The following is a 12,988-nucleotide window of genomic DNA, read 5'->3' as shown; positions in this document are numbered from 1 at the left end:
ATCCGATTGTCTTTTTTCGCTACCCAATCTTATTCCATTTCATCTTTCGGACTATTCGACGAAATGGCATTTTCCGTCGACGGTTGCCCGTCGTGGGCGTGCAACGCTTGGTAAATGGCTGCGGCTTTGGCTTTTCCGACGCCTTTGACCTGCTCGAAATCCTCGACATCCGCCTCACGCATGGCACGAACCGAGCCGAAATGGCTCAGTAGGCGCTTCTGGTATGCCTCGCCGACGCCTGGAATATCGTCCAAGGCGGAACGCAACGCGCCTTTCCTTCTGGTCTGACGATGATAGGTGATGGCAAAACGATGCGATTCGTCGCGGACGCGTTGCAGTAGATACATGCCTTCGGATTGACGTTTGAGAATGATCGGATAGTCGTCATCCGGCACCCACACCTCTTCCAAACGTTTTGCCAATCCGCACACGGCCACGTCATCCACACCGCAATCCTCAAGCGCCTTCGCGGCCGCCATGACCTGCGGTTTGCCGCCATCGACCACCACCAGATTAGGCTTGTATGCGAAATGATGCCGATTGGTGTTCTGCTGGACAGTCGGTTCATGAGTCTGGTCACCATGCTCGGATGCCCGACGTTCATTATCCATGCTTTCGCCGGAGTCACCGGCGATATTGCCATGTTGGAATCGTCGCGTCAGCGTCTCGTACAATGCGCTCAAATCGTCGAGTGCACCCTGTCCGTCCGCTCCGCGAATGGCGAAACGACGATATTCGGACTTTTTGGCAATCGCGTCCTCGAATACCACCATGGAAGCGACCTGGAACGCTCCGCCGACGGTATTGGAAATGTCGTAGCATTCGATGCGCAATGGAGCCTGTTCAAGTCCCAAAGCCTTGGCAACATCATTCATGGCTGTGCTGCGGGCGCCCATATCGCTGATGCGACTCATCTTGCTGCGCTGCATTGCCTGCTTGGCATTATCGTTGGCACGGTCCAGAAGCCGTCTCTTATCCCCTCTGCTGGCCACGCGAATGCTCACGGCACCACCGCGCAATCCGCTAAGCCATGATTCAAGCTCTTCACGCCGGGCCGGCTCGATGGGAACAATCACCTCGCGCGGCACCGGAGAGATAGGAGCCAACAAATCCGCACGACCGGTCTGATCCTGCCGCTCGTTACGTTCCCTGGTAGCTTGCGCGCGTGCCACCGCATCGGTCGCCGTCACGATTTGCGTCGATCCGATGGCATTGCGTTGTTCGGTGACAACAGTCGACTGCGAAGCCCTAATCGTCTCCCCTGCGGTTTCCGAATACACCTGCACAATAAGGTCGGCAATCAGCTCCTCATCCGTCACATCCTCAACCCGTTCCACACTCCAATTGCGTTCACCTCGGATGGAACCGGCACGCACGTAAAACGCGTGCACGGAAGCTTCCAGCTCGTCCGAATCGACGCCGAAGAAATCCGCATCGACATCGGAATCGAACACCACGGCATTCTGCTCACCCACTGTGGATAGCATCTGGATCTGATCGCGCAACCGAGCCGCTTTCTCGAACTCCAACTCGTCGCTGGCCTCCTTCATTTCACGCGTGAGCTGTGCGATATACGATTTGCCGATGCGACCGGTTAATACGCCAATAAGCTGTTCGCACATCTTCCGGTGTTCCTCGACGCTGATACGTCCAATGCAAGGGGCCGAACATTTGCCGATGGACGCAAGCAAGCATGGACGATGAGTGATTTCCGCCTTATGATAAACGTTCTGCGAACAGGTGCGCACAGGAAAAGTCTTGAGGAGACGGTCGAGACTGTGACGCAGATCCCATACTTTGGCGTACGGGCCGAAATATCTTGTATCGCGGCGTTTGCGGCTTCTGGTCACCCACACCCGCGGCACGCGTTCACCGGATGAGATCGCCAGATACGGATAGGTTTTGTCGTCGCGGAACACAACGTTGAATCGTGGGTCAAACTCTTTGATCCACGTGTATTCCAACGTCAATGACTCAAGTTCGGTACCAACGACCGTCCATTCCAGGTTACGGGCCGTCAATACCATGGTTTGAGTGCGGGGATGCAGCTGATACAACGGTTGGAAATAATTGGTCAAACGGTTGCGCAGGTTTTTCGCCTTGCCTACGTAAATGACCCTGCCTTCACCATCTCGCCACTTGTATACGCCCGGCTGCGCCGGAATGTCGGATGTTTTCGGACGAAACAGGTCACGTGAATCCCCCAGCGCGCCGTTCTTGTTTACGTCTTTGCCGGGAGAATCATCACCACCGACACTGAAACCGTCGCCGTTCAACTGTTCGGCGGTTTTGCGCCAAACCTCCTGGCTGTGCCGCTCGATGGGTGCGCTCACAGCATGCCCTTAAGGAACTTGCCGGTCCAAGACTGTTCGCATTGAGCCACCTGTTCCGGCGTACCTTCGGTAACGATGGTGCCGCCTCCGTCACCGCCTTCCGGCCCAAGGTCGATGATCCAATCGGCCGACTTGACCACATCGAGATTGTGTTCAATGACAATAACGGTATTGCCCTTATCCACCAATCCCTGCAAGACAAGCAGCAGTTTGCGCACATCTTCAAAATGCAAACCCGTGGTAGGTTCGTCAAGAATATACACGGTTTTGCCCGTAGACCTTCGCTGCAACTCGGTCGCAAGCTTCACACGCTGCGATTCGCCGCCGGAAAGCGTTGGAGCAGGCTGTCCGAGTCGGATATACCCAAGTCCGACCTGCACAAGCGTGTCGAGATAGCGGGAGATGGAGGGATACGCTTTGAAGAACTGGGCAGCCTCTTCGATCGGCATGCCAAGCACGTCGGCAACGGATTTGCCATTGTATTTCACCTCCAACGTTTCGCGGTTGTAGCGTTTGCCATGGCATTCCTCACAGTCCACATACACGTCCGGCAGGAAGTTCATTTCGATCTTCAAAGTGCCGTCGCCATGGCATGCTTCGCACCGGCCACCCTTGACATTGAACGAGAACCGCCCCGGACCGTATCCACGGACTTGCGCTTCAGGGGTTTTGGCGAACAGCGTGCGGATCTTATCCCATACTCCGGTATAGGTGGCCGGATTGGAACGTGGAGTGCGTCCGATCGGATTCTGGTCAACGTGGATCACTTTGTCGCACTGGCCCACACCTTCCACACGGGTATGCTTGCCGGGCACGATGCGCGCACCGTTAAGTTTGTCGGCAAGCACCGGGTACAGAATCTGATTGACCAAAGTGGATTTACCGGAACCCGAAACACCCGTCACGCAAGTGAATACTCCCAGTGGGAAGTTGACCGTCAAATCCTTCAGATTGTTTTCGCGGGCTCCAACCACGCGCAACTGCTTGGTCTTACGTACTTTGCGACGGGACTGCGGGACCTCGATCTTTCGGCGGCCGGCAATGTAGTCGCCCGTAACCGAACGCGGAGCGTCAACGAGCTTTTTCGCGGGACCGGAATAGATCACTTCGCCGCCATGCTCGCCAGCTCCAGGTCCGATGTCAATAACCCAATCAGCGTTCTTGATAGTGTCTTCGTCATGCTCCACAACGATCAGCGTGTTGCCAAGATCGCGCAGATGATGCAGAGTGGTGATCAGCCGCTCATTGTCACGCTGGTGCAAGCCGATGGATGGTTCGTCGAGCACATACATCACGCCCACCAAACCGGAACCGATCTGGGTCGCCAAACGAATACGTTGCGCCTCGCCGCCAGACAAGGTTTTGGCGGCACGAGACAGTGTCAGATAGTTCAGTCCGACGTCGTTGAGGAATCCAAGACGGGCACGAATCTCCTTCAACACCTCGCCGGCGATCTGCGCGGCCGACCCTTCAAGCTGCAAGCCGTCCATCCATGCGAGGCTTGTCTCAGCGGACATGTCGCACACATCGGCAATGGATTCCCCGCCAACGGTCACCGCCAGCACTTCCGGACGAAGCCTACGGCCTTGGCATGCCTGACAAGGTACTTCACGCATATACGATTCGTAATACTGCTTCATCTGATCGGAGTCGGTCTCGTCATGCCTACGCATCAGCGTACGCACCACGCCTTCGAAACCGGTGGAATATTCGCGCATACGACCCCAACGGTTACGATACGAGACCTGCACCTTGAAATCACGCCCATACATAATGGCTTGACGGGCCTCTTCCGGAAGATCCTTCCAAGGGGTGTCGAGATCGAAACCCATCTCATCGCCGAGCCCCTCAAGCACATGGCGATAATATTCGCCGGTGCCTTTGGTCATGCCCCACGGTTCGATGGCGTTCTCATTCAGTGTCTTGCTGGGATCGGGAATCACCAGTTCCGGATCAATCTCCAGCTTGTATCCGATGCCCGTGCATACCGGGCAGGCACCGTACGGGGCGTTGAACGAGAACGTGCGCGGCTCAATCTCATCAAGTTCAAGCTGATGCCCGTTCGGGCATGCGCGTTTTTCGGAAAAAGGCTTACGGCGGTCAGGATCCTTCTCATCCAAATCCACAAAATCGGCCACCACGATACCCTTGGCGAGCTTCAATGCGGTTTCAATGGAATCGGTCAGACGCTGACGGATGCCGTCCTTGACCACCAGTCGATCCACCACCACTTCGATGGTGTGCTTTTTCTGCTTGGTGAGTTTGATGTCGTCGGACAGCTGCTTCATTTCGCCGTCAATCAGCGCTCGTGCGTAGCCGTCGCCCCGCAAGAGTTCAAGCAGATCCTCGAACTCGCCCTTACGCCCACGGACGACCGGCGCGAGAATCTGGAATCGTGTGCGCTCCGGATACTGCAGCAACGCGTCCACCATCTGTTGCGGCGTCTGTGCGCTGACCAACGCGCCGCATTCCGGGCAATGCGGAATGCCAGTGCGGGCAAACAGCAATCTCAGATAATCGTAAATCTCGGTAATCGTGCCGACAGTCGAACGTGGATTGCGGTTCGTGGTCTTCTGATCGATCGACACCGCAGGGCTCAAACCTTCGATGAAATCGACGTCGGGCTTGTCCATTTGCCCCAGGAACTGCCTTGCGTACGCCGACAGCGACTCCACATATCTGCGTTGGCCTTCGGCGAATAACGTATCGAAGGCGAGCGAGGATTTGCCAGAACCCGACAGTCCGGTGAACACCACCATGCGATTGCGCGGAAACTCAAGATCCACGTTCTTCAGATTATGCTCGCGAGCGCCTTGGATGGTGATTTTGAGGTCGTTGGGCAGGTGCTTGAGGTCGGCTGTAAGTGAACCGTTTTTCGTTTTGAGAGGGGCTTTTTTGATTTCTCTTGCGAGGAATGCGTCGCTGGTGAGAACGCGTTCGACTATGACGTCGCCGTTTGCTGCGTTGTTGCGTTTGGTTGCCACGGCTTGCCTCCGCTGGTGGTTGTTCTTTGTTCTAGTTGTTTAGGATACCTCATTTTCGTTATGATTTCGAACAGGTGTTCTATTTGTGGTGTGTTGTGTTCCATTGGTGTTGGTTGTGGAGTATTGTCATTGCGTCGTTGATGGGGATGCGTTCTTGTTCGATTCGTAGGTAGGTTGTGTTTTTCCCGGTGCAGAGTTGTTCGTATAAGTTTCTTTCGTGTTGTGTGAGTCCTGGTGTTGGTTTGGGGTCGCGTGTTTTGAGGGGTTGTTTTTTGGTGTCGAGTTTGGTGCCGTATGGTTCGTATGTTTTGTATGCTGTGCTGTCCATGAGTATGGAGTCGCAGGTGATGCCGGTTTGTCGTAGTTCGGAGAGTATTTCGAGGCCGTCTGCGTCTATGTCTCCCCAGTAGATGATGTGGGGTGTGGTTGTGATCCAAGGTAGTAGTGTTTTGATTCGGGTCGCCGCGTGTCCGCTGCCGAATATGCAGATGGCGTGTTCTGTTGTGGGTATGGCTTGGTAGGTGTCTTTGTTTTCCACGATGATGATGTGGGTGATGTCGTGTGGCGCGCCGTCTGTCCATGGTTGTGTCACGATGAGGTCTGGTTGGTTGTGGTGTTGTGTGTCGAGGAGTCGGAGTCGGATTTCTCCGTGGCGGTCGTTGAGGGCTAGTTGTTCTCGTTTGAGGAGTTTGCAGATTGCTTTGCAGCGGTTTGATGTTGTTTTGCCTAGCCATTTTGCGCTGAATCCGGGGATGGGGACCATGCGTGGGGTCATGTTTTCGGTGTTGTGGTTGGCGAAGTAGTGTGCGGCTTGTATGACGAGGTTGAAGTCGGTGTCGTCGTGGTTTTTGAGGATTTTGGCGATGTTTATGGAGGTGTTGGAGTCGAGGTTGAATTGGTTGGTGATGGTGTGTGCGCGTTGGTGTTCGCGTTGGTAGAGTTTGCGTGTTTGTGGTGTGGTGATGTTGAGGGCCGTGTTGAGGTCGGGTATGGTTACCGAGTCGATGAGTTGGCTGGTTTGTCGGACGATTCCGTTGGAGATGATTTTGGTTTTTTCGCTGGTTTCGCAGTGGTGTTGTTGTGCCCAGTTGCGGATGGCTTCGTCTTGGGCGCGGATGTGCGTGTAATGGGCTTCGAGTTCGGCTTGTTTGGGTAGTCGGATGGTTTTGCGCAATGGCCAGGAGGTGTTGGCGTCATACATGTGCTTGGTGAGATAGTCGGTGACGTATCCGTTGAGTTGGCTGTGGATGTCGCTGTTGGTGGTGCTTCTGGCCGTTGCCATGGGTTATGCCTCCGTTGTTGGTTTCGCGGGTGCGGTGGTGGGCTGTGTTTCGTCCTGTGTGATGGTTTCGCTGTCGAGTTCCTGTAGGTATGAGTTGCCGGTGGATGGGTCTTTGTATGCGACGTATGCTCTGTTGGCGACGTTGAGGATTTCCGCGGTTTTGCTTTCCGGGGCGGAGACGATGATTTGGAAGCCGAGTCGGGGTAGTACGGCGAGCGCGCGTTTGGTGTAGCGGCCGTCGGCTTTGATGAGTGCTTCGTCGAGGAAGAGCGTGGTGTAGGTGGGGCGTGCGGTGAGGTCGCCGCCGAGGAGGTAGATGAGGGCCGCGCCGTAGACGAATGAGGTGAGTTCTTGGAGGGCTCCGCCGGATTTTCCGCCGGTGGAGCTGATGCGTTCGTCGGGGGCGTTGTCGTGGTGCACGATTGCGTAGAATGAGCTGCGTACGCGTGGGTCGAGGTTGCGTGCGCCGTATGCTTTGATGCCGTTGGTGTCGTGTATTTTGTCGAGTTCGTTGTGCAGTCTGTTCACGAATGTTTCGCAGTTGTTGAATGCTTTGCGTGTTTCCGTGGGATTGTCGCTTGCGTTGCGCGTCCAGTCTTCCAGTTTTGACAGGATGCGGCTGAGGGTTGTTTCGAATTGTCGGTCGATTGGGCTGAAGGTCACGTCGAGTGATAGTCTGCCGCCTTGTGGGCCGAATTGTTGTCCTTTGAGCATGCTGTTGATGCGGTTGAGTTGTTCTTTGATGTTTTCTTCGTCGGTGCGTAGCGCGCGGTTGAGCTGTTGGAAGCTCATGTAGAGTTTTTTGACGCTGTTGGCGTATTCTTCGTCGGTTGCGGCGCGGGTGACGAGCATGTTGAGTTCGTCGAGTTCGTCGAGGAAGTATCGGTAGTCTTCCACGCTTGCCATGACGGTGTTGTCATCTGTGGAGTGGTTGTTGAGGTAGTCGTCCATGATGCGTTCCGTGTCGGCGCGCAGTTGGTTGGATCTGGCGTCGATTTCTTGGATTCGTGTGCGTGCGATGCGTGCGATGTTGCGTAGCGCGCGCGCGTGGAATGGTGTTTCGCTTTCATGGTCGAAGAGGCCTGCGATGAGTTTTGGCCGGTCTTGCGCGCGTACGGATGCGCCGAAGCAGTTCTCGTATGCGTCGGCGAGTAGGTTCGATACCATGCTGGATAGTGTGGCATCGTCGAAGTCGTCGTTGCCGTAGGCGTCGAGCCATGCTTGTTCGGCTTGGACGGCGTGTTGGGCCTTGTCGAGGTCGTCTTCGGCTTGGTACTGGTTTCTGTTTTCGGCGGTGGCCTGTTGGTTGAGCTGTTTCAGTTCGGTTTGCAGTTGGCCGAGTTCCGGGTCGTTTTCGATGCGTTCGATCTGCCTGCGGATTCGCGTTTCCTGTTCCCGTAGTCCGTTCACGTCGATTTTGCTCCATGGCATGTCGGCTACGATTCGTGCGAGCTCGTGCTCGTCTTGCAGCAGGCTGATGGCGTTGGACATTTGTTCGCTTCGACGGTCGGCGTTCTGCAACGCCTGCTCCGCCTTGTCGAGTTGGTTTTTCAGTTCGGCCAGGTATTGTTCGTTCATGAAGCCGATGACCTGGTGTAGTCCTTTGCTGCCGTGGAATCCACGGTCGCCGGATTTGATTTGTCCGTCGGCCTGCACTTGTCGTTCGTCATGGTTCATGTCGTCGATGGCGTGCACGCAACGCGCGTCGAACCGTGGCGACGTCGTCTGGTTTTTCAGCCATCCGGCGAACGGAGAGTCCTCCCGGTATTGCAGTTTCGACGACATCCAGCCTTCGCTGGCAGAGGATTCGTATTGCATGCCGGTGTCGATGAACCGCCACGTGCGTCGTGTCATGAGTTTCGGGTCGATGGCGCTGATTTTCGCCGCGAATCCTTGCTCGTGGCGTTTGTCGACGAGGATGGTCTGCGCGATGGGCGCGTAGGTGACGTTCATTGCCAGACGCCACTGTTCGTCCTGTTCGTTCACGTCCATCAGTTCGGCCACATACGGCAGTTCGGACGCGTCCAATCCGGTCGCCCGCATGATAAGCGTGCGCGCGTCGTCCATGTCATCGCTGATGCGCGTCCTGTGCGTGAGTTTGCGCTGATAGTCCCGTCGTAGGCTGTCACGGTCGCGCTGGCGGTCGTGACGCTCCCCTACCAGCTGCTGGAATCTGGCGTTCGCGTCCTTCAACCGTTCCTCGTATGTGTCGAGCGTTTCGGCGAGCATGGCGCGTTTGGCGTCCCATGTCTGCTCGCTGTCGGGAAGCCTGCCTTCGACCTGTTCGAATCGTTCGGCTATGGCATGACGTTGCCTGCTCGCCTCGTCGATGTCCTGGCGCACGCGTTGAAGATCCTTGCCGAGCTGCTGCAGACTGCCGCCGTCGATGCCTTGGATACGTTCCTTGACGGCGTCGATTCGCGTGTTGAGCTCGCCGACGCGCTGCATCGCCCGATCGATGGCCTCCTGCGACTCCTTGACCTTGCGCTGCGCGGCCGGCAGACCAGCGCGCACTTCGCTGGCCATGCGCGAGCGCGCCCATGCGGACAGTGTTGCGTTGCCATGTTCGCTGTCGGGGTTGATGGGTTCGTATTCGCGTCGTTCGGTGGTTTGCTTTGCGTATTCGCCGTAGCGTGTCTGGATGTTTTGCAGGATGGCGACGCGGGCCATTTTGTCTTCCATGCTGTGGAAGTTTTCGTTGAACCGGTTGTAGTCGTCGACGGTTTCGTGGGCGAGGCGGATGGATTCGGGTATGTCGAGCACGCCTTGCTTGAAGATGTCGTCGAGTTTTGAGGGGGCGTCCGCCGATTGTATTTTGTGCAGGAGGCGGCAGGCGTCGGCGCTTAGGCCCATGTCCTGCCAGATGGAGGCGTGGAATGCCGCGGCGTTGGTGTGCGTGGTGCATTCCGGATAGGTTTTTTCGAACATGGACCGGGTGAATGGTGTGTTGCGGTACTGGTCCATGAGTCGTGGGTCGATGGTTCGGTTCCAGGTGATGTAGCGGCGGCGTAGTCCGTCTTGTCCGTCTCCGGCGTTCAGGTAGAGGAATTTGCCGCAGGAGAGCAGTCCTCCGTCGGTTTTGTTCACGTAGGTGTCGACGATTGCGCCCCAGATGTTCTGTGGGGTGCCGTCGGCGTCTTTGCCGCGCAGGAAGATCGGCGTTTCGCCGTTTTCGCTATCGCTTACGCCGATCATGCCACGCAGGTAGGTGTAGTCGTTGCGTTCCGAACGTCCGGAGTTCGACGCCTTGTTGTAGGGGGTTCCGGATGGGTAGAGGAGTGAGATTTGCGCGTCGACGAGTGTGGATTTGCCTGATTCGCTGGCGCCGGCGAGCAGGGTCACCGGCATGGTTTCGTCCATGGATGGGCGGAATTCGTGCCAGCCGCCGTATGAGCCCCAGTTGACGATTTGTCGGCTTTGTAGCATCCACTTGTCGGAAACGATCTTCATGCCGTCTGCCATCAGTGTTCCTCCTCGTCGAAACGGTTGTCGTCGGTGTTGAAATCGAATGCGTCTTGTTCTATGTCTTCCATGGGCCTGTCGTCCGGGCCGGCGTTGGTGCGGCCGTCGGCGAATGCGTTCTCGTCCGTGGTTTCGGATCCGAGCCACTGGTCGGCGAGGCCGCGGTCGAGCACCATGGGCACCAGTGGCGTGAGGACGTACATGTCGTCGTCTTCGATCGGCGCGAGATACCCGTAGGTGCGCATGCGTGAGATGATGGACGTGATTTTCTTCGCAGTGCCTTCCTCGTCGTTGCTGGCGGTGAGGAATCCCGCGCCGGTGGCGAGCAATGCGCGGATGTCGTCGAAGCTGATAAGCCAGTCGCATGGTTCGGCGTTCTGGTTTTCGTATTCCAACGCTTTGATGCGTAGCGCGGCAAGCGTGGCGGCCTCCTCGCGGGTGAGGCTCATACGTGTTTTCAACGAACGGATGCATGTCTCCGAGTCGGTGACCGGCGACGCGTACATGATGCGGTATTTCGTGTTGTCGACCAGTCTGAGCATGTCGTTGTTGAGCGAACGTTCCACGACCTCACGGTTCTCGCAGGCGAGGTCATACAGGCTGCCGTCGATGTAGCGTTCGCGTTTGAGCGCGATCGCGGCCATGCGCGCTTCGACGGGCATGTCGCCGGTGTCGCCGTTGAACAGCGCGGTCGAGGCCTGCTGGCTGCCGGCCTCTTCCAATACCGGCTCCCCTTCTGTCAGGATCGTTTCCTCGATGTTGGCTTCGATATAGTCCGTCATGCTTATCTCTCCTCGATGATGTCGTCGAGCGTCGTTTCGGTGATGAGAATGGGTTTGGTGCGCCATACGCGTTCGCTGCCGTCGATCGATATGCAGCGCCATGTCACGTATGACGAGTCGTCCTGCGTGCGCAGGGCGCTAAGGAAGCCGACCAGTTCGCTTTCCCTCCGTTCGGCTTTCGGCAGCTGGTTGAAGCTTGCCGCGAGGTCCACGAACATGCCGTCCGATGTCGTCACCGGATTGCTGCGGATAAGCCTGATCATGCGCGTCAGCCGCGGCCCGCATATTTCGACCATGTTCTTGAGGTCCGGCGCTTCGATGGTCGCCGCTGGGGCGTCGTTCAGGCTGGATGATGCGGCGCGCGCCATTGATCTGGCCGGACGAGATGGCAATGTCGGGAATTTCGCCTGCCCGGCGTCCGTATGGTAGGGCCGGCTTTGGTCATTGGGATGGGCTTTGGCTTCGGCGCTGGTCTTTGCGAACAGCTGGTTGAGTTTGGCGAGCATGGTCCGGTAGCTCGTGTCGGTCTGCTGGCGTACGAGACGGCTGACCGCCTCGTCGGACGTGCGGATCTGCCGGCGCACGTCCTCGATGCCTTCATAGATGCGTTTGAGTTCGGAACGCACCTGGTTGAGCAGCACGCTCGGCTCGCCATCCAAATAGGGGTTTCTGGCGATGTCCCGCACCGCGTCGTCGATCTCGCGCCGGCCTTCGTCGGTGACGATGACTTGGAACGCGTCTTCGAAACGACGTCCGCTGTCGGATTCGCGGAACGCACGTCGGTATTCGTCATGGTATGCGGTGAGGATGCTTTCCACGCTCATGGCGCCGGCCTGCATGCGCCGTCGGAGCGCGTCGCCGTTGTCCCGTTCGGAAAGGGCGAGCTCGCGCAGGTCGATGGGCACTCCTCGCAGAGTGTTGTGAATCACGCCGATGATGTCGCCGACCTGTTCGGACGTGAGCTTTTCCAAGGCCTCGCTATGTTCCAGCTCGTCGATTTCCTTCTGCCGTTCCTCAATGTCCCTCTTCAGCAGGCGGATGCGTTCGCGCGGATCGGCGGTCAACTGCATGCGAGCATGCTCGATTTCCATGATGATGCTGTTGGCCTGCGCGCCGGACAGCGCTTTCGTGGTGTCCTCAAGCCGGTCGAGCGCTTCGATGGCACGGTGCGCTCGCGCTGTGAGACGGTACAGGTAGCGGTGCGAGGCCACGTCCATGGAATTGGCGAGCCAGGCGTAGTCGCCTTCCCCTTCGCGGGCGAGGTCAAGCAGGACCGAATGCGCGGCCTCGCGCGCAGTCTGCCCGTCTTTCAGCGTGTAATCGCCGGTTTCGATGAGCCGGTTGAGACTGCGCGCGAACCGTTCTTCGACGATTTCGCGCGGCAGCTCCCCCGTCAGCGGGTCGAACGTGGAACGCAACAACGCGACGTACAGCATGGAATTGTTACGCAGCAGCAACCGTAGGACACCGGTTTCGTATACGGGTCGAAGCCGTTCCATCTCCCGTCTGATCTCAGCCAACAATACGCCTTTCCATGTGTTCGATGCCTTGGCGGCAAGTCTCCATTCTAAACGAAAACAAGGAAAAGACGCCGCAGTTACAGTACGAATGCGACGTCTTTTCCTGTCATGGAAGAGGGAACCCGGCCCCATCTAATTTCCGGCTAGATGCTCATGCTCATAAGCTGGGCCGCATACTCCTCTACGAGTTCGCTGTCCCGTTCCGTCCACTCGTGGCTGGCGGAATCGTCCGGCACGAAAATAATGTCGCTGTTCTCGTTCATTTGTTTTGCCTCCGTCCGTTCCGCTCTCCCCCGGCATCGTTGCCTGTTTTGGCGGAACTTCTCCTAGCCTCTCGCATGGATTATCTCTTTTCAAGAGAACGTTCACATTGTGGTCAAACGTTTTCTCAACAGAGGAGGATTCCAGTTCGGATTTCGGTCGGGATGAATTGAGGATGACGCCCGGATTTGCGGTCGGATATGAAAAAAGCTTCCTTCCGGAAGCTTTCGAATGGAGCGGACAACGGGACTCGAACCCGCGGTCTCAACCTTGGCAAGGTTGCGCTTTACCAACTAAGCTATGTCCGCAAGTTGTTTCCACCGTGGTGGGCAACGAGTAGAAAATATACATGAAGCATGCCAAC

6 protein-coding genes and 1 tRNA gene are annotated in these 12,988 nt (G+C 56.9%); all 7 read right to left on the bottom strand.

Annotated elements, in window-relative coordinates; all coding sequences use genetic code 11:
- Nucleotides 1-29 precede the first annotated feature (29 nt).
- The 7 genes from uvrC to BBPC_RS04725 all read right to left on the bottom strand — a co-directional run bounded on the left by uvrC (nucleotide 30) and on the right by BBPC_RS04725 (nucleotide 12,932).
- Nucleotides 30-2,333: an excinuclease ABC subunit UvrC gene (uvrC, locus tag BBPC_RS04755; protein ID WP_004222073.1), complete on the bottom strand. Its 2,304-nt coding sequence runs from the start codon at nucleotides 2,331-2,333 to the stop codon at nucleotides 30-32.
- Entirely contained in the window at nucleotides 2,330-5,317 is a 2,988-nt protein-coding gene (gene uvrA, locus BBPC_RS04750) for an excinuclease ABC subunit UvrA (protein WP_004222071.1), read from the bottom strand. Before uvrA ends, uvrC begins: the two co-directional genes overlap by 4 nt.
- 79 nt (nucleotides 5,318-5,396) lie before the next feature.
- Nucleotides 5,397-6,599: a DUF3322 and DUF2220 domain-containing protein gene (locus tag BBPC_RS04745; RefSeq protein ID WP_033524025.1), complete on the bottom strand. Its 1,203-nt coding sequence runs from the start codon at nucleotides 6,597-6,599 to the stop codon at nucleotides 5,397-5,399.
- Nucleotides 6,600-6,602: 3 nt separating this feature from the next.
- Nucleotides 6,603-10,061 (bottom strand): ATP-binding protein, encoded by a 3,459-nt coding sequence (locus BBPC_RS04740; RefSeq protein WP_033524024.1) that lies wholly within the window; start codon nucleotides 10,059-10,061, stop codon nucleotides 6,603-6,605.
- On the bottom strand, nucleotides 10,061-10,843 hold the full coding sequence (locus tag BBPC_RS04735) for a DUF4194 domain-containing protein (RefSeq protein ID WP_004222063.1): 783 nt from the start codon (nucleotides 10,841-10,843) through the stop codon (nucleotides 10,061-10,063). Before BBPC_RS04735 ends, BBPC_RS04740 begins: the two co-directional genes overlap by 1 nt.
- A gap of 2 nt (nucleotides 10,844-10,845) precedes the next feature.
- Nucleotides 10,846-12,342, bottom strand: coding sequence for a DUF3375 domain-containing protein (locus tag BBPC_RS04730; RefSeq protein WP_004222061.1), 1,497 nt, complete (start codon nucleotides 12,340-12,342; stop codon nucleotides 10,846-10,848).
- 514 nt (nucleotides 12,343-12,856) lie between these two features.
- Nucleotides 12,857-12,932: transfer RNA gene (locus BBPC_RS04725), tRNA-Gly, on the bottom strand.
- Nucleotides 12,933-12,988: the final 56 nt, after the last annotated feature.

It is taken from the genome of Bifidobacterium pseudocatenulatum DSM 20438 = JCM 1200 = LMG 10505, from assembly GCF_001025215.1.
In the GTDB taxonomy this organism is placed as follows: Bacteria; Actinomycetota; Actinomycetes; order Actinomycetales; family Bifidobacteriaceae; genus Bifidobacterium; species Bifidobacterium pseudocatenulatum.
Note: the sequence above shows the minus strand (reverse complement) of the source record. Positions and strands in the feature narration are given on the sequence as shown.

Bases quoted from the DNA above. Each gene is read 5' to 3' on its own strand.
- BBPC_RS04745 (WP_033524025.1), bottom strand. From the start codon at position 6,599: ATGGCAACGGCCAGAAGCACCACCAACAGCGACATCCACAGCCAACTC.
- BBPC_RS04740 (WP_033524024.1), bottom strand. From the start codon at position 10,061: ATGGCAGACGGCATGAAGATCGTTTCCGACAAGTGGATGCTACAAAGC.
- BBPC_RS04735 (WP_004222063.1), bottom strand. From the start codon at position 10,843: ATGACGGACTATATCGAAGCCAACATCGAGGAAACGATCCTGACAGAA.
- BBPC_RS04730 (WP_004222061.1), bottom strand. From the start codon at position 12,342: ATGGAACGGCTTCGACCCGTATACGAAACCGGTGTCCTACGGTTGCTG.